The sequence below is a fragment of the Thermostichus sp. MS-CIW-41 genome, assembly GCF_054058915.1.
In genome coordinates, this window is the sequence record NZ_JBSSBO010000001.1 from 175,100 (window position 1) to 195,678 (window position 20,579).

Genomic DNA, 20,579 nt, shown 5'->3' on the forward strand with positions numbered 1-20,579 from the left:
CTTCTCTTTGAGCCAAGCTGGCCTATGGTAACCCTGGCAGAAAACCCCCTTCGCGTTGGTCTCAACCAAGAACGCACCCCGGATCCCTGCATTGTGGTGCAGTTTGGCGCTTCTGGGGATCTGGCCGCCCGCAAGCTGCTCCCGGCCTACTACCGGCTGTTTGGGCAGCGGCGGCTGCCGCCGGAGTTTACTTTGGTGGGGGTGGCCCGCCGCGATTGGACTCACGAGGTTTATCGGGAAAAGATGCGGGCTGCCGTGCAGGAGTTTGCCCCCCAGGACTTGGGGCCGGAGGCCCTCTGGCAGGACTTCGCCAGCCGCCTGTTCTATTGCCGCCTCGATATCGGAGATGCTGAGAGCTATCTGCGCCTAAAGCAACTGCTCAGCCAGTTGGATGAGGAGCGGGGCACCCGCGGCCACCGAGTGTTCTATCTGGCGGTGGCGCCGGACTTCTATGCCCAGGCCATCCAACAGTTGGGGGCAGCTGGCATGGTGGCCGATCCGACCAAAACGCGGGTGGTGATCGAAAAGCCCTTTGGCCACGACCTCACCTCGGCCCAGGAACTCAACCGCCTTGTGCAGCGAATTTGCCAGGAAGAGCAGATCTACCGCATTGATCACTACTTGGGCAAAGAGACGGTGCAAAACCTGCTGGTCTTCCGCTTTGCCAACGCCATTTTCGAGCCTCTCTGGAACCGCAACTACATCGACCATGTGCAGATCACCGTGGCGGAGACGGTGGGGGTGGAGGATCGGGCCGGCTACTACGACACTGCCGGCGCCCTGCGAGACATGGTGCAAAACCACCTAATGCAGATCTATTGCCTGACGGCCATGGAGCCACCTGTCTCACTGCGCAGCGATGGGGTGCGCAACGAAAAGACCAAGGTGCTGCAGGCCACCCGCCTAGCGGATCCCCGCAATGTGGCAGCCGCAGCGGTGCGGGCGCAGTACGGCCCTGGCTGGATTGCCGGCAAGCCGGTGCTGGGCTATCGGCAGGAGCCCAATGTCAATCCCCAGTCCAAAACCCCCACCTACGTCGCTCTGAAACTGGAGTGTGATACTTGGCGGTGGAAGGGGGTGCCCTTCTACTTGCGCACTGGGAAACGCCTGCCCAAGAAGGTTTCGGAGGTGGCCATTCACTTTAAGCAGGTGCCCCTTTCCCTGTTCCAATCGGCGGCTCGGGAGGTGAGTCCCAACATCCTGGTACTGCGCATCCAACCCAATGAGGGCATCTCGTTGCGCTTTGAGGCCAAGATGCCGGGGCCAGAGATCCGCACCCGCTCGGTGGATATGGATTTCCGCTATGGGACTGCCTTTGGAGCGAGTACACCGGATGCTTATGATCGCCTGCTCCTGGATTGTCTGTTGGGAGATCCAACGCTGTTTACCCGTGCCGATGAGGTTGAAGCGGCCTGGCGGGTGGTGACGCCGGTGTTATCGGCCTGGGAGTCTGAGCCCGGCAGCGGCAATGGCGGCGGTGCTGCACCGCCTCTGTTCACCTATGAGGCCGGCACTTGGGGGCCAAAGGCTGCCGAAGATCTGCTCACCCAATCGGGGCGGCGGTGGCGGCGCCTCTGATTTGGCTGCTCTCGGCTGGTAAACCATGGCCTATCCACCTCTGTGTAAGCCGGGGCACCCTCAGCAACAGGCAGAAGAGCATGAGCAGCTCAAGAGCCCTTTCAAATGGCCGCTGCAGAAGAGAACACCAAGACGTAGGGATCCCCGGCTGTTACAGCTAACATGGGCATGGCCTGTTTATTGCGTGGGTATCATGCCGCCACTGTTGTTCCGGTTATCCGTCCGGCCCTGGCGAGCCTTGTCGGTGGGCCTGGCAGTTGTGTTGGGGATGGGAGGGTGGAGCTCTGCCCAGGCCCAGGTGTTGCTGCACGTCCCTCTGCCCAATGGGGGCTTGATGCAGGCCCAAGCGCTACAACTGGCCACCGACTCGCTGCGGCTGGCCCAGTTTGGTCAAACGGAAGAAGCGCTGCGCCGCCTGCAACTGGCCGTGGCCATGGTGCCCAACTCCTCAGAGCTGCTCTATGTTTTGGGCAACGTCCACCTAGAACTGGGGGACTTGGAGCAGGCGATTGCCTCGTTGCAGAAGGCCCGCGCCCTGTCTCCTCAAGATGGGGCTGTTCTCTACTCGCTGGGATCGGCTTATTTGCGGCAGGGCAGCTACTTTGCCGCTGCTGAAACCCTGGAACGAGCTGTGGCCCTGCAACCGGATAACCCCAACGCTCGCTTCCAACTGGGCAATGCCTACCTCATGCTGGATCGGTGGGATGCGGCCCGGCAGGAATATGAGAAGACCTTGGAGTTGGATTCCGCCTATTGGCCGGCCATGAACAACATGGGCTTGGTGGACTATGAGCAGGGGGATCTGGACGCCGCCATCGATCGCTGGGAACGCACGATAGAGATGAACAATGCCGTAGCAGAGCCCTATTTGGCCCTGGCGACTGCCCTCTACATTCGGGGAGAAACCGAACGGGCTGAGGAACTGGGGGCAAAGGCCATGCGCTTGGATCCCAACTACGCCCGCCTGCAGGTGTTGCGGGAGAACCTGTGGCGAGAAAACCTGCTGCGAGATGTGCAGATCCTCCTGCGCACCCGCCCTGTTGCAGAAGCTCTGCAGCAAGCCGCTATCGAGCAGTTCAACCGGCGGATGGGCCTCTCAGAATAGATTCAGGATAGATTTAGGAATTGACAGTGGGAAGTTCTGCAGGGGATCCCTTGAGAACTCGTGCCTGAAACTTGGCCCGAATTCGCTCGGCAATCCCGGCACTGTTCAAGCCTAGTTCTGCCAAGGATTCCTCGGGGGTGGCGTGCTCCACCCACACATCCGGCACCCCCAAGCGCAACAAGGGCACTGCCAGGTCAGCGTCGAGCAGGGCTTCGGCCACTGCCGAGCCAAACCCACCCATGAGGCAACCTTCTTCCACCGTCACCACCAAGCGGCTCTGTTCGGCCAAAGGCAGGATCAGCTCAGTATCCAGAGGCTTGGCGAAGCGGGCATTGACCACCGTGGCTGAGATGCCGTGTTCTTTCAAGATCTCCGCCGCCTGCAGGCTGGGATGCACCATCGACCCATAGGCCAGGATCAGCACCTCGCCGCCGCTGCGCAACACCTCGGCTTTGCCGATGGGCAGGGGTTCCCATCCCTCTTCTGCCAGAGGCACCCCCACGCCAGATCCGCGCGGGTAACGCATGGCGATGGGGCCCTGGGTGTACTGGATCCCGGTCACCACCATGCGCTGTAGCTCCGCTTCATCTTTGGGAGCCATTAGCACCATTTCCGGAATGCAGCGCAGATAGGCGATGTCGTACATGCCTTGGTGGGTGGGGCCATCGGCTCCTACAACTCCCGCCCGATCCAAGCAAAAGAAGACCGGCAACTTTTGGATACAGACATCGTGGATGATCTGGTCGTAGGCCCGCTGCAAGAAGGTGGAATAAATGGCCACCACTGGCCGCATTCCCTCACAGGCCATGCCAGCCGCCAACGTTACAGCGTGCTGCTCGGCGATCCCCACATCCACAAACTGATCCGGCAGCTTTTCCTTGAGCTTATCCAGGCCAGTGCCCGTATCCATAGCGGCGGTGATGCCGATGATGCGGGGATCCCGCTCGGCCAGCTTGCAGAGGGCATGGCCAAAGACTTTGCTGTAGCTGGGGGGCTTGGGCTTGGTGGGCGGGTAGGGCTTGCCGGTGGCCAGGTCGAAGCGGGATTGGGCATGATACCCCACCTGTTCCGCTTCGGCAGGCGGGTAGCCCTTGCCTTTGACGGTGGCTACATGCACCAGTACCGGGCCGGAGATGCCGTGGGCCAACTCAAAGGCATCCAACAACTCCGCCAGGTTGTGCCCGTCCACCGGCCCCACGTAGGTAAAGCCCAGCTCCTCAAAGATAATGCCGGCTTTGTTGTTTTGCACAGCGGTAACCAGCTTCACCGTTTCCTTGAGGCGGTCAATTTCTGGGCTGAGGCTGGATCCCAGTAGGGGCAGGTTCTTCAGTTGCTCTTCTAGGCTGTCGGCCAAAAACTGCACCGGCGGGCTGAGGCGCAGGCGGTTTAAATAGCGAGGGATCGCCCCCACATTGGGGGAAATAGACATGCCGTTGTCGTTGAGCACCACCATCAGGTTGGTCTTGGGCAGGTGCCCGGCGTGGTTGATGGCTTCGTAGGCCATGCCTCCGGTCAGGGCCCCATCCCCAATGATGGCCACCACCTTGAAGTTGTCTCCTCGCCGATCCCGAGCGATGGCCATGCCCAAAGCTGCCGAGATGCTGGTGGAAGCGTGCCCCGCCCCAAAGTGATCGAAGCGGCTCTCGCTGCGCTTCAGGTAGCCGGAAATCCCCCCCTTCTGGCGCAATGTGTGGAAATTGTGGTACCTGCCGGTGAGCATTTTGTGGGCATAAGCCTGGTGCCCCACATCCCAGATCACCTTGTCTCGATCCAGATCGAGGGTCTTGTAGAGGGCCAATGTCAGCTCCACCACCCCCAGCCCTGGCCCCAGATGACAGCCGACCGGGGAATTGGCAGCCGTCTGCAGATGTTTGTCGCGAATCTGGCGGGCTAGGCTGCGCAACTGGCTCAGGTTCAGGTTTCGGAGCTGGTTGGGATGAGTGATGTCACTCAGGTGCATAATGGACTCGTCCTTCCGGTGTGATCTCACTCTAATTCATTTTCAGGAGGGGTTTTGTAGCCCTCCCTCTCAAAACTTCAAGGAATGCAGGGAGAATGCAGGGATCCCCTCAATGCTGGGCCAAGGGCAGTGAGATCTTGAAAGGGGCACGCCAAGGAGCTTATTCAAGGGTTAGCCTCGCGTAAGGCCCTCGGTTGCTCCGGAGTTAAGGGCTAGGGCCCACTGCCGCAATGGTTTCTTCCTTTTTGTTAGCCATGAAAATCGCCGCCAACATCACCCAGCTCATCGGTCGCACCCCGCTGGTGCGGTTGAATCGGATCCCGCAATCGGAGGGGTGCCTGGCCGAGATCGTGGTGAAATTGGAGAGCTTTAACCCCGCCGCTTCGGTGAAAGACCGCATTGCCGTCAGCATGATCGAGGCTGCCGAACAGGCCGGTTTGATCACCCCCGGCAAGACCATCTTGGTGGAGCCCACCTCTGGCAATACCGGCATTGGCCTGGCCATGGCCGCTGCTGCCAAGGGTTACCGGCTCATCATCGTCATGCCTGAGAGCATGAGCCTGGAGCGGCGACTGCTGTTGAAAGCCTACGGAGCAGAGGTGCACCTGGCCAGTAGCGCCGGCGGCATGGGGGAAGCCATCTGGAAGGCTGAAGAGATCGTCCGCCGCACTCCCAACGCTTACATGTTGGGCCAGTTCACCAATCCCGCCAACCCCCGGATCCATGCCAGAACCACCGGCCCGGAAATTTGGGAAGATACCGATGGTCAAGTGGATATCCTGGTGGCAGGGGTAGGTACCGGCGGCACCATCACGGGGGCGGGCGAGTTTTTGAAGGGGAAAAACCCAGCCATTCGACTGGTGGCCGTTGAACCCAAGGCCAGTGCCGTCTTGAGTGGTGGACGGCCCGGCTTTCATCGCATTGAAGGGATCGGAGCGGGATTCGTGCCTGATGTGCTGCGGCGCGACCTGCTGGATGAGGTGATCCCAGTGGAAGATGAAGAGAGCATGGTCTACAGCCGGCGCCTGGCCAAAGAAGAAGGGATCCTCTCCGGCATTTCCACTGGGGCTGCCTTGGCGGGAGCCATCCAGGTGGGGCGGCGACCGGAAAACGCTGGCAAGCGGATTGTAATGATCCAGCCTAGTTTTGGGGAACGCTACCTGAGCACACCTCTTTTTCGCGACTTGGAGCGGGATTCCGATTCGAGATGACGATGATGCTGAGACTGCTGCCCTACAGGTCGCCCTGGCCCAGAGGGCGAGCTAGCATGGGTGAGAGTGACGTGGCGGAACGGCAGACGCGCTAGACTTAGGATCTAGTGCCGCAAGGCGTAAGGGTTCAAGTCCCTTCGTCCGCATGAGAATCCCCTACTTCCCCAGCCCCTTTCCCCCAAGAGGGCAGAAGTTCCCCCGGTCAACAGCAATGCTGACTGCCTTACGGTCGCTCGCCAGCAAGCCTAGGAGAGCCAAGGTGACAAAGCAAGCTCTCCCGCCGGCTAAAAGCAGACAGGGACACATCTCCCAGGCTAGAAGGCTTCTCGGTCCGCCTGCAGAGAAACTGGACTGGGTTGCTGCCACGAAAACCTTGGCTCTAGGCCGGAAAGATCACCTGCAGAATTTGCTCGGGGGCAATCGACTCCACCTTCCCATCGGCCCCCTTGACCGCCCGAAACGGCCCCTCTGAAGGCAGCAACCGCAGCGGGTCGGTGGGCCCAAACAACGCCACCAGCGGCGTCTGCACCGCCACCGCCAAATGCATGGGAGCGCTATCGGCGCACAACAGCAGCGTTGCCCCCCCAATCAAGGCCGCCAGCTGCCCCAGCCGGACAGGACGGCTCACCGGCAGCTCCGGCAGTTGCGCCAGAAAGCCCTCCGCCAGCTGCTCATCCTCTGGCCCCACCACCAGCACCAACGGCAGCTCCGGCCGCTGCTCCCGAAAACCCTTGATGACCTTGACCCAGTTGGCAGAGGGATAGATCTTCTGAATTCCCTTCTCCTGCGACAGCTGGCTGGCCCCCGGATGCAACAGCACATAATCTTGAGCGGCATCCCCCAAAAGGCGCTTGCGTTCCTGCTCTGCCCACTCCAGGTCTGCTTTTTTCAGACGAATCTGGGGCAACCCCGCCGGCGCAGCAATGCCAAACCCCTGCACCAGGTCGTGGTACATCTGGGCCGCATACTGGGCCGGCTTCAGGGGCACCGGGTCGGTCAGCCACGGCCAACCCGGCCCCGGCGGCGCATAGCCCACCCGCTTGGGAATGCCGGTCAGCCACAACAACAGCTTGACCCCCAAGCTTCGGCCCAGGCTCAGCACCCCGTCATACTGCCGCTCGCGAATGCGCCCCAGCAGGTCGCTGAGGTCCCCCAACGACAGCTGTTCTTTGAACGGAAAAGTCAGCACCCGACTCACCGAAGGACAAACCTCGTAGGCAGCCGCCGCCCGCGGCTCCACAACCACCTCCAGCTCCGCCTCCGGGAAGCGCTGCCGCAAACTGGCCAAGGTGGGAAAAAACAAAATCTGATCCCCAATCCCCCCCGGCACCAGAGCCAAAAGGCGGGGGGCCAAAGGCGCTGTGCCGCCAACTGCTCGAGAAGCCACCTGCATAAAGCATCCTGTAGAAAGCGGTATCCAGGGATCCCTGGCTCAGGACATCCCGCGCTTACTCTATCTCAGATTGCAGACCTTCAGGACAGGCTGGGCAGACCGGTTCCAGCCCCCTGCTGGCCCAGAGCGTTGTCTACCCAGGCTCTCATCCGCGATGATGGGCTGTGGCCGCCACCTTCTCCAAAGGCAGCACCATGACGGAGGAGCCGATTCCGCTGTTGGATTTGACGGGGCAGTACCGCGCTTTGGCCGGGCTGTTGCAGCCGCAGGTGGAAGCGCTGCTGGCCTCTGGCCAGTACATCGGCGGGGCGGCGGTGCAGCGCTTTGAGGAGCAGTTTGCCCAGTTTTTGGGGGGTGGCTCTTTGGAGGCCGTCGGCTGCAATTCCGGCACCGATGCCTTGGTGTTGGCTTTGCAGGCTTTGGGCATCCAGGCGGGGGATGAGGTGCTCACCAGTGCCTTTAGTTTTTTTGCCTCGGCTGCCGCCATCAGCCGGGTGGGGGCGCGTCCGGTGTTTGTGGATGTGGATCCGTGCACCTTTAACCTGGATCCGCAGCTGCTGGAAAGGAGCATCTCCTGCCGCACCAAGGCGGTGGTGGTGGTGCATTTGTTTGGGCAGGCGGCCAACATGACCCAGATTCTGGCTATTGCCCGGCGGCACGGCTTGGCGGTGGTGGAAGATTGTGCCCAGGCGGTGGGGGCCTGCTGGGGGGGCAGGCCGGTGGGCACTTGGGGGGAGGTGGGCTGCTTCAGCTTTTTTCCCAGCAAGAATCTGGGTGCGGCTGGGGATGGGGGGGCGGTGGTGACGCGGGATCCCCAACTGGCCAGGCGGGTGCGGGCTCTCAGGGAGCATGGGCAGACCCGTCCGTACCACCACGAGTATCTGGGTCTCAACAGTCGTTTGGATGCGCTGCAGGCGGTGATTCTCTCGGTGAAGTTGCCTTATCTGCGGGAGTGGAACTGGCGGCGGCAGGGGATTGCGGAGTGTTACCACCGCTTGCTGCAAGGGATCCCGGGCTTGATGTTGCCCCAGGTGGGGGTGGGGGGGAACTCGGTGTGGCACCAGTACACGGTGCGGGTGGTGGGTTCTGAGCCGTTGGATTCGCGGCGGCGGGACTATTTGCAGCAGGGTCTGAAGGAGCGGGGCATTGGCAGTCGGGTTTACTATCCTCTGCCGTTGCCGTTGCAGCCGGTGTACCGAGGGCTGGGCTACAGGCGGGGGGATCTGCCCAATGCCGAGCTATGTGCGGCTCAGGTGTTGTCTTTGCCGTGTTTTCCTGAGTTGACCACCTGTCAACAAGAGCGGGTGGCTGCGGCCATTGCTGAAATCCTCTCAGAAAAAACCTGCCCGTAGCACTCAGTTATGTCTGCCTTATGGTCATTTCGATTCAAACTAGAACACTGCACCCACGCCCACAGTCATTTTAAATAAGAATGAAACGAAATGAAACATTTCCATCCCATTGCTTCCCAAGTCCCCTCTCCCTCTGGGAAGAGGACTGGGGGTGATCTCGGAAGCGGTATGGAGCGCTTGGGGATTGTCTCAATCCAGCTTGAAAGGACTACAAATGGCCAAAAAACGAAGTCTCCAGACCCGTCCTCCCAGTGCGGCGGAAGGAAGCCAGCAGGGTGTCAATTCTGGGACTCGACCGGCTGCGGCGGCTGCCATTTCAGCACCAAGGTAGAAAGTTGCGGCAGGCAGAGCTCGAGGGAGTAGGGCAAGTTGTGGTAGGCCCAGTCGTCTGTCCACTTGCCCCCCAAATTGCCTACCCCGCTGCCCCAAAACTCCACAGCATCGCTGTTGAGCAGCTCTCGATAAAAACCTCGTTCCGGTACCCCAATGCGGTAATTGGGCCAGACCACCGGCGTGAAGTTACAAACCACCACCACCCACTCACTGGGATCCTCCCCATAGCGGATGAAGGAAACAATGCCGCGATGGTCGCTGCAGTCAATCCAGCGGAACCCTTCTGGCTTGGTGTCTTGGGTATACAGGGCAGGCTCAGAGCGCAACAGGTGATTCAGGCTGGCCACGTAGTGGCGCAACTTGGCGTGGGGTTCATACTGCAGCAGCCCCCAGTCCAGATCTGCCCAAACGTTCCACTCATTCCACTGGCCAAACTCCATGCTCATGAACAAGGTTTTCTTGCCAGGGTGGGTGAACATGTAGCCATACAAAGCCCGCAGACTGGCGAACTTATGCCAATGATCCCCCGGCATTTTGCCCAACATGTGGCTCTTGCCATGCACCACCTCATCATGAGAAAAGGCCAGCATGTAATTTTCGCTGAAGGCATACATGAGGCTGAAGGTGACCAAATGGGGATGGAACTGGCGGAACCAGGGATCCATGTGGAAATAATCCAACATGTCGTGCATCCAACCCATGTTCCACTTCAAGTTGAAGCCCAGCCCACCCACATGGGTTGGCCAAGTTACCATCGGCCAAGCAGTAGATTCTTCGGCAATGGAAAGCGCACCGGGGTTGTATTTGAAAATGAGGGTATTGAGCTGCCGGAAAAAGTCGATGGCTTCGAGGTGTTCCCGCCCGCCGTAGGGATTGGGGATCCAGTCTTTGCGGTCATAATCCAGATAAAGCATCGAGGCCACCGCATCCACCCGGATCCCGTCGATGTGGTATTTCTCGAACCAAAAAAGGGCATTGGCCACCAGATAATTGCGCACCTCGTTGCGGCCATAATTAAAGACCAAAGTGCCCCAACCTTTGTGCTCGCCTTTGCGAGGGTCGGCGTACTCGTACAGGTGAGTACCGTCGAAAAAAGCCAGCCCATGCCCATCTTTGGGGAAATGCCCAGGCACCCAATCGACAATCACGCCGATCCCGGCTTGGTGAGCCCGATCGACAAAATACATAAAGTCTTGCGGGGATCCATAGCGGGATGTTACGGCATAGTAGCCAATCACTTGATAGCCCCAAGAGCCATCGAAGGGGTGTTCTGCCACCGGCAACAGCTCGATGTGGGTAAAGCCCAGCTCCTTCACATAGGGGATTAGCTTGTCCGCCAGCTCGCGGTAGGTGAGGAAGCGAGTATTGGGCTTTTGGTCCACCAGCACACTTTGCCCTTCGGCAGGTGGATCTTCAGCCGAGGCGTGCATCCAGGATCCCAGATGCACCTCATAAACCGAAATCGGCGAGCGCAGGGGATCGGTGGCGGCGCGTTTTTCCAGCCAGGCTTGGTCGTGCCAGGTGTAGGTGTTGAGGTCGGCTACGATGGAGCCGGTTTTGGGGCGCACCTCCTGTTGAAAGCCATAGGGATCCGATTTTTCGTAGATATCCCCCCAGGAAGTTTTCACCTCGTACTTGTAGATGGCGCCTGGCCCTATGCCGGGGATGAACACCGCCCAGATGCCGCTTTCGCCCAGCCGCTTCATCTGGTGTTGACGCCCGTCCCAGTGGTTAAAATCGCCGATAACGCTGACGTTGCGGGCGTTGGGAGCCCAGACGGCGAAATGCACCCCCTTCACCCCATCCACCGTGATGGGATGAGCGCCCAGCTTGTCGTAAATGCGGTGGTGATTCCCCTCGTTGAACAAGTAGCGATCCAGCTCGCCAATGTGGTTGACCTTCTCCAAGGGAAAGCGGTAGGGATCCTCCCATTCTTCCAAGTGTTCCCCTTGGGGATCCCAGACCCGTTGGGCCCGCAAAAAATAGTCCGGCAGAGGGGTTCCCGGCTCAAAGCGCAGCTCGAATAGCGTTTCCGGGTGCAGCGGCTGCATCGGGTGAGCCTGTCCAGTGGCGCGTTCCACCAGCCAAACCTGCCGAGCATTGGGCACAAGGGCGCGCACCAACCCAAAGGATTTCCCGGCCTCTTCTATCTGCTGGGGGCCCAAAACGGCATAGGGATCCTGCCATTGGTTGGAAACAAACTGACCCACTTGTTCGGCAGACAGGAGAAAGCCCATCGGGAACCCTCAGTAAATGACCATTCTAGTCTAGCGGTGGCTGACCCCCAGTTTGCGCTGTCAGCTCCAGGCCCGCCTCCAGGCAAAGAATCCCTGCAAGAAGTTCTGCAGGCGGGGGTTGGTGGCCAATTGTTGCTTGCGGTGCTGCAGGGCCGCCTTGGCGTTCACCTCCGAGCGGGTGGGGTAGATGTGGATCCCGGTCAGGGCAGAGACGGGCAGCCGCCGGCTCATGGCCAAAACCACTTCATGAATCAGCTCTCCCGCCTGGGATCCCACCAGGTGCGCCCCCAAAATCTGGCCGTTGCGTCGACAGATCAATTTGGCAAAGCCCAGGGGGGCGGCTTCTGCCTGGGCCCGATCCACATCGGCAAACTCCTGTTTGAGCACCACCACATCCTTGCCGTATTGCTGCCGGGCTTCGCTTTCGGTGAGGCCCACACGGGCCAGCTCCGGCTCGGTAAAGATGGCCCAGGGAATGACGCGATAACGCGCTTGGCTGAGGGGGAAAAACAGGGCATTGACCAAGGCCACTGCCCCTTCGTAGGCCGCCACATGGGTAAATTGCGGCCCGCCGATGACATCCCCACAGGCGTAGATGCGGGGATTGCGGGTTTGCAGCTTGGCATTCACCTGGATCCCTTGGGGGGTGTACTGCACGCCGGCGGCTTCTAGACCCAGCCCTTCCACGTTCGGGATCCGACCGGCGGCCACCAAAATCTCTTCTGCACGGATCACTTGATCACCTGCAGCGGCGGTGCCTGCCCCGGAATTGGCCTTTAGGGAAAGCAGCTTTGCCCCCTGCTCTTGGCCGACTGCTGTGGCGCGTACCCGGGTGAGGATGCGGATCCCATCTTGGGTCAACTGTTGCTGCACCACCTGGGCGGCTTCGGGATCCTCCTTGGGCAAGATGCGCTCGCGGCTGGCAATGAGGGTCACCTCGGATCCCAGACGGGCCAGAGCTTGGCTCAACTCGCAGCCTACCGGCCCCGCCCCTATCACCGCCACCGATTTGGGCAAGCGGGTTAGGTCAAAGATCGATTCGTTGGTCAGATAGCCCGCCTCGGCCAAGCCTGGCAAGGGGGGAACCCAAGGACGGGATCCGGTGGCGATGACAAAAGCCCGCGCCTGTACCTGCCTTCCTGCCACCTCAAAGGTGCGCCCATCCACAAAGTGGCCCTTGGCAAACACCAGTTCCACCCCCAGTTGGCGGAAGCGATCTGGCGAATCGGCGTGGTTGGCGATGTAGCTCTGGGCAGAGCGAATGTGTTCGTACACCTTGAGGTAATCCACCGCGATCCCTGCTGGGCCAGGGAGAGTCACCCAACCGGCAGCCATGGCCTGGCGAATCCGATGGACGGTATGGGCCACGTGAAGAAGGGCTTTGCTGGGCACACAGCCATACCAGAGGCAATCGCCGCCCAAGCGGTCGCTGCCTTCCACCAGCAGCACCTTGGCCTTCAGTTGGGCAGCAGCGCTGGCCACCACCAAACCCGCTGCACCGGCGCCAATGACCACAATATCGTAGGAGACAGGCATGGCTTGTTCTGAACAAAAACATCGGGCAAGGGATAGCACCATCCTATGTCTTGAGTGGGCCGGGGGCAGGATGGGAGCATGCCTCTAACCCCCAAAACCCTGAACTTTGCTAAATTTACTGAGCTTTAGGCGGTTTGGCAAAAGTCATTGAGAGGGATAATTGAGAGGGATATAGTAGACCAAGTTTCCCCCTGATCCTTGAGTCCACCGCAACGGTTGCCGGGAAGTGAAGGGGGAAAGCGCTCGGGGGGTATTCCTCAGGGCTTTGCGGGATACCGCCTTCCTGCTCAGAGATAGGCAGGATGCGATCGCTTCTTTCCTGAACCATGTTCAGGAGAGTTCAGCGTGAATGTATCAGCAGCAGACCCCTCTTTCCCCTTTGGGAAAGGGGCTGGGGGTGAGGAAAAGCTAGTTGAGAGGGTTGAAAGAGTTGAAAGGCTCCATCTGCCAGAGCAGACGGGGCGGGATCCCCAGCCCTTCGGTGAGGGGTGCGGGCCGTTGGGAAGTTTGGGGATCGCAGTCGTAGAGAGCGGTGGTGTAGCGATAGGTGCGGGGGGGGCCACCGTTGAGGCGAATGCCGCTGATCTCGAAGGTGTAGTTGCGATTGGGCTGGATCGAACCCACAGAGTAGGTCAAAGTTTCCAGGCCAAAGGCGGGATCCCCCACGCGGAGATCTCCAACAGGCACCGGCTCGCCGCTGAGGGCATCGGTGATGCGGACTTGGGCTTGGCTGAGATCAGCCTTGCCGCCACGGCTGGGCACCGAGAAAGACCAGCGGTAGGCAGACAGGGGCTGGCCGGAAAACCCTTCTAGGCGGTAGAGGTAGCCGTCTTTCTCCGGGAAGGCGATGAACTCTGGATCTGGCACCGACTCGTCAAAACCGAAGATCCAGTTGGCGTTGGCCTGGGTCACCCGTCCAGCCCGTGGGTCAAAGACAATGCCGTAGGCCCCCTGGGCGTACTGAGGATACAGGTTCCAGCGGCGATGCCCCACATCCACAAAGTTTTCTCGACCTGGCTCGGCAAAATAGATGTCCACCTGCCGCGCCAACACCCGGCCTGGATCGGGGCCGTTCAGCTCTAGGATGGGCCCAACCGCCAGGTTGCTGAAGCGGGATCCCGCCTCCCCAGCAGGGGTAAAGCAGCGCCAAGAAGGGGGCGGCTGGTGGCTGAGAGTACCATTGGCTACCTGCATCAAGGCCGCTTGCTGGGCGGCTTCTAGGAACTGAGGATTGAGCTTCACCGGCGGTAACTGGTGCAACAGCCGTAGAAAATTCAGCCGATCCATCATCTTTTGGGCTGCTGCAGGCGTAAGGCGGCCGGGGTTGCAGGTAGCAACCTGGGGCTGTTCGGCGTAAATAGGCCCCGTGAAGCTGCGGGTCTGGCGATCCAACCGGCACAGGAAGCTGGCAATCGGCACTTCCCCTGCCCGCGGTGGCTCCATCGAGGTAGGGGATCCTCCACAGGCCGCCAGCAGACAAAGACAAAAGATCCCCGCGATCCTCAAAGCCCAAAGCTGAACCAACTTGGGCAACCGCTGCAAGGGCATGCAAAAACCAGCCGAATTATGAGCCGGTGGGGGTGGGGGTGATGCTGGGGGGGCTGACGGTGCTGCTGCTGCTCTCGCCACAAGCAGGCAACAAGCCCAGACAGGCAAACAGGGCTAAGGCCGCCAAAAGCTGGTGGGTCACTTTGGGTTGCAACGTAGCCATGACAACAAACCTCCCAAATGCTGCTGGGTTTGACCCTGTTCTATCACCTGGCCAGGTGGGTTACAGCACCAAGATCCATGGCGACAAGGGTATAACTTAAGCCCAAGTCAAGGAACGCTCACCCAAGTCGGCTACATCCACCAGGACTGGGATCCAAGCCCACTTTTTCTCTCCACCCATAGTGGAGTACGGATCCCCACAACTGATACATTCACGCTGAACTCTCCTGAACATGGTTCAGGAAAGAAGCGATCGCATCCTGCCTATCTCTGAGCAGGAAGGCGGTATCCCGCAAAGCCCTGAGGAATACCCCCCGAGCGCTTTCCCCCTTCACTTCCCGGCAACCGTTGCGGTGGACTCAAGGATCAGGGGGAAACTTGGTCTACTATATCCCTCTCAATGACTTTTGCCAAACCGCCTAAAGCTCAGTAAATTCAGCAAAGTTCAGGGTTTTGGGGGTTAGAGGCATGCTCTTCTTGCGCTCAAGCGAAAGATTGCTGTGATCAATGCTGCTTTTTGCCCGATTGATAAGGGATCCCCAAAAGCTTGTCAGGGGGTGATCTGGAACTCCAGGTTGTAGGTTTGGAGTAAGTTTATGGTTTCGTGATCGGTGATGTTGGTGTCGGCCAGCTCCAAGTTGTAGAAATCGATGAACTCTTCGTGGTCAAAATAGGGGCCGGCATGCCAGGTACCCATCTCCAGTTTGATAAAGCGATCCCCAGGCACCCGAAAGGCTTGAATCTGATCCACGTGCAGCTCATCGGCAGGCGGTGCAACACCAATAAACCACTCCTTGCCATTCAGGGATCCCAGGCACTGGGTGCAGCGGATGTGGTGGGTGATCTGAGTAAACTTGAGGCCGCGGCGAGGCAAGCGCATGATGTAAAAGCGGGGCTGCCCTTGATTCAAGAACAACTGAGCATCTTGACTGTCGAAGGGTTTGTGATCGGGAGTGGGGCAAATGACCTGTCCGTAGGGGGCAAAGTTTTCCGGTTCAGCGAGATGGGCCTTCAGTTGGCGCAATTGGCTGGTCACCCTGCTCTTCTCCTTTGCGTTTGACGAGCTGTCTTGTGTCTCACTGTTGCCCTACAACGTGAGCACGAGGGCGTGAAGACGCAAACAGCCCAGCGAACCCCATTCTATCGAGACTTGGCCAGGCAGCTTCCCTTCTGGGAAGGGATCCCTGAGCAAGCCCAAGCTGCTCAAGGTCGCAAGTACAATGGGAAAACTTCCCAGCCTCAGCAGAGCAAATGGCGATGCAGCGGGACTTACAAGAGCTGATCATCTCCCCAGCTCAAGTTGAAAGCCTCTCTCAAGTGCCGGTGGCTTGGTTGTATCGGCCTCAGCCCGTTCGTCGTTTTAAAGACCGTCTGCGCCAGTTCTCCGCTTTCTGGGATCTCCTACGCTTGCTGGTGACGCTGGACTTGTTCCTGCGTTTCTTGACCTTCTGGACAGGGGGATCCCTACTTACCCTGGTGGGGCGGATTTGGATCCCTGGCCTACAGGCCACTTGGGGCACTTGGCCGGTGGAATGGGGGATCCTGGCGGCCATTGCCGCTCTGGGCCAAGCCTACTGGATTTTCCGCAGCCGTCGCATGCCGCTGCTGTTGAACTTGCTGGGGGAAGTGGATCGCTACAACCGAATCATCCAGGCCATCCACGTCAATGATCAGTTGGTGGAAGCGGGCAACCCCGAGGTGAAGCTGGCCCAGAGGGCTGAGGTGATCGAAGCGCTGAAGCTGACCCGGGCCGATCTCATCCGTGCCTTGAAAACCGAACGGATCTTGCGGCAAAACGAAGACCTGATCGAGCAGCAGAGCGAGTTCTTCGGCGATAACTTGGCAGCGCTGACGGCCCTACAGGTGAGCGAGCAGGCCAGCGAACAGGGTCGTATCCTGGAGGCTGCTTTACAGATTGCTCTGCAGGTGCGCTCCCAAATCCGCCGTTTGCAAGAGCGAGAAGCCAACCACCCCCCAAACAGGGATCCAGACAAGATTGAGAAAGATCAGCAGGATAGAGATGGCAACTCAGATGGGCAGTGAAACAGATGGTTATTTTTGTCGGCAGGCGGCGCTGTGGGTTCTAATCCTTGGGAGAAAGTTGAGGTTGATTGCACCGCGTTAGCAGGTCGGAGACCGAAATTGGAGTGACCCCATCTCCCTGATTGGTGCTAAATCCCCGCTCTGCACTATTCCGCACTGTCAAGATCGCCTGCCGGCGCTACACTGGGGCTTGTCTTGGATCCCTCTGTCATCCACACACCTCTAGATGAGCCTTTTGGCCCGCTCCCTGGCCTACGCCCAGAGCCACAGCGACACGCTGTTTCAAGCCTTCGTCCAACACCTGCAACTGGTGGCGGTGCCTTTGGGAATGGGGCTGCTGTTGGGTTTGCCGCTGGGCTTTTTCAGCTCCCGCTCCCAGATGCTTTCTCTGGTGGTGATCAATGCGTTCAGCAGCCTGCGGGTGATCCCCAGCTTGGCCATTTTGTTTTTGGCTATCCCCTATTTCGGCCTCAGCTTCCGTTCGGCAGTCGTCGCGCTAACCCTCCTGGCTTTGCCCCCCATTCTGATCAGCACGGATGTGGCCTTCCGCAGCCTTGAGCCGGCCCTACGGGAAGCTGCCCTGAGCATGGGCATGACTCCTGGCCAGGTACTGCGGCACGTGGAGATCCCTTTGGCCTTGCCGGTGATCTTGGCCGGTGTTAAAACGGCTACGATTGAGGTGATTGCCAGTGCTACGCTAGCAGCGTTTATCGGCGCGGGAGGGCTGGGCACTTTCATTACCCTGGGGTTTGCTCTCTATGACAACGCCATCTTGCTGGTGGGGGCGGTTCCAGTGGCCCTTCTGGCTATTGCGGCCGAGATCGGCCTTGGCACTCTGCAGCGGGCTTTGGAACCTCCCCAAGCCTGAGATTCTGTGAGGGATCCCATGCTGTTTTTCTCTGGTTCTTCTGAAGTGCGATCCCGTTGGCCTTTCCGCTCCATTCCTTTGCGGGTGGCGTTGCTGCTGCCCCTAGTGCTCTCAGTAGCAGGGGGAGTGGGGGGAGTGGCCTATCTCTCCTGGCAGGGCGGGCGACACCTGGCGCTGCGCTTGACGGAGCAACTGAGGCGGGAAGTTACCGACCGCACCGAAGAGCATCTTGCCAGATATTTGCAAATTCCCCTTCAGATCAATGCCCTCAATCAAGGGGCAGTGAGGGGGGGGCTGCTGCCCGATTTGACAACCCCCAGCCCAGCCGATCTAGAGGTGCTGGAAGCTCACTTTGCCCGCCAGTTGCAGCCATTTCCTGAGCTGAGCTATGTCGGCTTTGTCTCGGCTCAAGGGGGGTTTGTGATCGCCCGCCGCCACGCCGATGGATCGATCTGGACTTACCACACACCCGGCCTGTTGCCGGGATCCGTCCAGGGCTGCCAACGGGATCCAGAGACAGGGGATCCCACTGGCCTGAGGAGGCAGTTAGGCTTTGTGGATTTGAGGCGGTTGTTCTGGTTTCCCCAGCTCCTGCAGTCGGAAGGGATCCGCGACACTTGGGTGGTAACCCGATTTTTTGCGGAGCTTCCTGCCCAGGAGGCGGAGCGGCTGATCCTGACGTCCCTATCCCTGACCGACTCGGGGGGGCGGGTTTACGGCAGCTTATTGGCTTCCCTGTCCATTCAGCAGCTTCAGGCTTTTCTGGAACGAGTACAAGGCAGCTCTGCTGTGGGGGTGAGCTTTCTGCTGGACGAAGAGGGGCAAGTGGTGGCCAGTACGGCGGGGCCTGCTCCCCATCCGCTGCTGGTGGCCGTGCAAGAGCAGGTGGGCTCCTGGGGGACGGCCTCTTCCCAAGATTCGCTGCGCCTCGTGGTTGGCGGGATCCCCTACTGGGTGGAGGTGGAGTCCCTCCAGAGTAAAGGGAGGCTGGGCTTTTATTTTGTGCATGGGATCCCAGAGGCAACCCTTCTGGCCGAAGTCCGTCGGAGCGCCCAACAGGCTGCGCTGCTGGGGGGTGGGCTATTGCTGAGCATGCTGGGGACAGGGATCCTCCTCGGCGAAGCCCTCTTGCGTCCCCTGCGCCGCCTCACCCAAGTAGCCGAGCAATTTATACACAGCGGTTTCCAGCCCTGGCCTCCTTTGGATCCCGGCCCCATCCAGGAGGTGCAGACGCTAACCAAAGCCTGGCAGCAGGCGGCAGCAGCTCAGCAGGCCCTGCTGGATCGTCTCTGGCAGCAGCAGCAAGAATACCGCGCCGTGGTGGAACAGCAGACGGAGCTCATTTGTCGCTTTCGGCCCGATACCTGCATCACCTATGTCAATCCTGCCTATTTGCGCTTCTTCGGTCGGCGGGCAGAGGAGGTGGTGGGCCAACCTTGGCGGGATCGGCTGCCGGAAGAAGAGCAGGCTAAGGTGTTGCAAGCTTTTGCTGCTCTCACGCCTGAGCATCCTTTCTACTGCAGCGAGCGGGAGTATCCCGGAGAAAACGGCCAGTCCCGCTGGATTAGCTGGGTAGATCAGGGCATTTTCGACAGCCGAGGCCGCCTGGTGGAGATCCTATCGGTGGGGCGGGAGATCACCGAGCAGAAACGGGCAGAACAGCAGTTGCAGGCCCTCAACCGGGAGCTAGAAGCCCAGGTGGAGCTGCGCACGGCCAAGCTGCAGCAGGCCTTGTATTTTGAGGGGGTGCTGCGCGCCCTCAGCAGCCGGATGGTGGTCAGCCTAAACGAGGGGGAAATTCTTGAAGAAGTGGTCAGAGCCCTTGCCGAAGCGCTAAGCCTGACCTGCTGCCAAATCCTGCTGCTTTTAGAAGATGGGTCAACCTGGATCCCCGGCTACTGCTACTCCCCCCTTCTCTCTTCTGATGCAGCTCAGGGCGACAGGGCGGATCCCTTGCATGGGCCAGACTACGCCAGTGACCCGGAGTTCTTGCGCCTGCTGCAGTCCCATTCTTCCTCACAGCAGAAATGGAAAATCCACTGCTGTTGTCGGAAGGAAGGACGCTGGGTGCGGCTGCTGGCCTGCACCCTTTGGGACAAAGAGAAGCGGCTGGGAGCTTTGCTGTTGGAGCGGCTGCCGGAGCAAGAGTTTTCCGAAGACGAGATTCAACTGGCCTATCAGGTGGCCAACCTATGTGCCCTGGCCATCCGCCAAGCCCGTTTGTACCAAGCAGCCCAAGCGCAGGTGAAGGAATTGGAGCGGCTGAATCTGCTGAAGGATGATTTCCTCAGCACCGTCTCGCACGAGCTGCGCACCCCCATGACCAATGTGCGCATGGCCTTGCAAATGCTGCAAATGACCCGCGATAACCCCGAGAAACAGCGGCACTACTTCACCATTGCCCTGAAAGAGTGCAACCGGCAAATCGAGCTCATTAACGACCTGCTGGATATGCGACGGCTGGGAGCCGGGACGTATCTGCTGCAACCAGAGAATATTTTTCTGCCGCGGTATTTACAAGATTTGCTGGCCGGGGCTCAGCCTTTGGCCCAAGCCAAACATCAACACCTGCAACTGCACCTGGAGGCAGGGATCCCCTCGCTTTGGGCCGACCCCACCTGCTTGGGGCGCATTCTGCGCGAGCTGCTGCACAACGCCATCAAGTACACGGCCCCCGAGGGATCCATCCACCTGCGGGTTGTCTCAGAAGGAGAGGGGATCCTCTTCGTCTGCAGCAACAGCAGCGAGATCCCAGAGCCAGAGCTGCCCCGCATCTTTGAAAAGTTTTACCGGATCCCGCAATCGGATCGCTGGAAGCACGGCGGCACCGGCCTGGGGCTGGCTTTGGTGAAGCAACTGGTGGAGCATATGGGGGGGAATATCTCCGTCAACAGCTCGGATGGATGGACGCATTTCCAAGTTTGGTTGCCCCAAGGTGAGGATCCTGCTCCGCCATTGCCCGGCCCACCCCCAATGTCAGAAGACCTCCCCTTTTGGAAAGAGGCTGGGGGTGAGGGGCATACGTAAACTACCCGACCCTGACTGCTTCGCAGTACAGAGCGGGCTTTCGGCAGCCCTGCAGTTGGCAAGCCAACCACGAACCTCTAGGCTGGTTTACAGCAGCCCCCAAGAGCGCAATCACCTTCGCACCATTCAAGTCCGCATCCCCTTCCCAACCGCAGTGCCCGCATTTGAACTGCTTACCCTTGCGATAGGATTGAGCGGAGTCGGGATGAATATGCAGGCACTTGTG

15 protein-coding genes are annotated in these 20,579 nt (G+C 59.7%); 7 read left to right on the forward strand and 8 right to left on the reverse strand.

Features of this window, described 5'->3' with window-relative positions; genetic code table 11:
- Positions 1–24: 24 nt before the first annotated feature.
- Together zwf and ACVWXE_RS00850 are read left to right on the forward strand one after the other, a co-directional pair.
- Positions 25–1,578 (forward strand): glucose-6-phosphate dehydrogenase, encoded by a 1,554-nt coding sequence (zwf, locus tag ACVWXE_RS00845; RefSeq protein ID WP_457393342.1) that lies wholly within the window; start codon positions 25–27, stop codon positions 1,576–1,578.
- Between the two features lie 193 nt (positions 1,579–1,771).
- Entirely contained in the window at positions 1,772–2,683 is a 912-nt protein-coding gene (locus tag ACVWXE_RS00850) for a tetratricopeptide repeat protein (RefSeq protein ID WP_457384962.1), read from the forward strand.
- A 13-nt stretch (positions 2,684–2,696) separates the two neighbouring features.
- Here ACVWXE_RS00850 and dxs read toward each other — a convergent pair whose 3' ends face one another.
- Entirely contained in the window at positions 2,697–4,643 is a 1,947-nt protein-coding gene (gene dxs, locus ACVWXE_RS00855; protein ID WP_011433570.1) for a 1-deoxy-D-xylulose-5-phosphate synthase, read from the reverse strand.
- A 254-nt stretch (positions 4,644–4,897) separates the two neighbouring features.
- Between dxs and cysK the strand changes: the two genes are divergently transcribed.
- Complete coding sequence (gene cysK, locus ACVWXE_RS00860; protein WP_011433569.1) at positions 4,898–5,854, forward strand: cysteine synthase A; 957 nt, start codon at positions 4,898–4,900, stop codon at positions 5,852–5,854.
- Positions 5,855–6,233: 379 nt separating this feature from the next.
- On the opposite strand, the gene ACVWXE_RS00865 is transcribed toward cysK, so the two are convergent.
- Positions 6,234–7,247, reverse strand: a complete 1,014-nt coding sequence (locus tag ACVWXE_RS00865) for a glycosyltransferase family 9 protein (protein WP_457489344.1) — start codon at positions 7,245–7,247, stop codon at positions 6,234–6,236.
- 194 nt (positions 7,248–7,441) lie between these two features.
- Here ACVWXE_RS00865 and ACVWXE_RS00870 point away from each other — a divergent pair, with 194 nt between their 5' ends.
- Entirely contained in the window at positions 7,442–8,599 is a 1,158-nt protein-coding gene (locus ACVWXE_RS00870) for a DegT/DnrJ/EryC1/StrS family aminotransferase (RefSeq protein WP_457489361.1), read from the forward strand.
- A 278-nt stretch (positions 8,600–8,877) separates the two neighbouring features.
- Here the strand turns inward: ACVWXE_RS00870 and glgB are convergent, their stop codons facing one another.
- The 5 genes from glgB to ACVWXE_RS00895 all read right to left on the reverse strand — a co-directional run bounded on the left by glgB (position 8,878) and on the right by ACVWXE_RS00895 (position 15,451).
- A complete protein-coding gene (glgB, locus tag ACVWXE_RS00875) occupies positions 8,878–11,169 on the reverse strand; it encodes a 1,4-alpha-glucan branching protein GlgB (RefSeq protein WP_457489345.1) in 2,292 nt (763 codons plus the stop codon).
- Positions 11,170–11,229: 60 nt separating this feature from the next.
- Complete coding sequence (locus ACVWXE_RS00880; RefSeq protein WP_457489346.1) at positions 11,230–12,705, reverse strand: dihydrolipoyl dehydrogenase family protein; 1,476 nt, start codon at positions 12,703–12,705, stop codon at positions 11,230–11,232.
- A gap of 408 nt (positions 12,706–13,113) precedes the next feature.
- Positions 13,114–14,253: a CAP domain-containing protein gene (locus ACVWXE_RS00885; protein ID WP_457489347.1), complete on the reverse strand. Its 1,140-nt coding sequence runs from the start codon at positions 14,251–14,253 to the stop codon at positions 13,114–13,116.
- A 16-nt stretch (positions 14,254–14,269) separates the two neighbouring features.
- Positions 14,270–14,416, reverse strand: a complete 147-nt coding sequence (locus tag ACVWXE_RS00890) for a hypothetical protein (RefSeq protein ID WP_187147246.1) — start codon at positions 14,414–14,416, stop codon at positions 14,270–14,272.
- A 549-nt stretch (positions 14,417–14,965) separates the two neighbouring features.
- Positions 14,966–15,451: an ureidoglycolate lyase gene (locus ACVWXE_RS00895; RefSeq protein ID WP_011431703.1), complete on the reverse strand. Its 486-nt coding sequence runs from the start codon at positions 15,449–15,451 to the stop codon at positions 14,966–14,968.
- A 215-nt stretch (positions 15,452–15,666) separates the two neighbouring features.
- Between ACVWXE_RS00895 and ACVWXE_RS00900 the strand changes: the two genes are divergently transcribed.
- From ACVWXE_RS00900 to ACVWXE_RS00910, 3 genes are all read left to right on the forward strand, one after another.
- Entirely contained in the window at positions 15,667–16,458 is a 792-nt protein-coding gene (locus tag ACVWXE_RS00900; protein WP_457489348.1) for a hypothetical protein, read from the forward strand.
- 226 nt (positions 16,459–16,684) lie between these two features.
- Positions 16,685–17,326 (forward strand): ABC transporter permease, encoded by a 642-nt coding sequence (locus tag ACVWXE_RS00905; RefSeq protein WP_457489349.1) that lies wholly within the window; start codon positions 16,685–16,687, stop codon positions 17,324–17,326.
- Positions 17,327–17,344: 18 nt separating this feature from the next.
- The gene (locus ACVWXE_RS00910; protein ID WP_457489350.1) at positions 17,345–20,353 is read left to right on the forward strand and encodes an ATP-binding protein; all 3,009 of its coding nucleotides are present in this window, start codon (positions 17,345–17,347) and stop codon (positions 20,351–20,353) included.
- 1 nt (position 20,354) lies between these two features.
- Here the strand turns inward: ACVWXE_RS00910 and ACVWXE_RS00915 are convergent.
- Positions 20,355–20,579: zinc ribbon domain-containing protein (locus tag ACVWXE_RS00915; RefSeq protein WP_457410894.1), on the reverse strand; the 225-nt coding region annotated here is incomplete at its 5' end.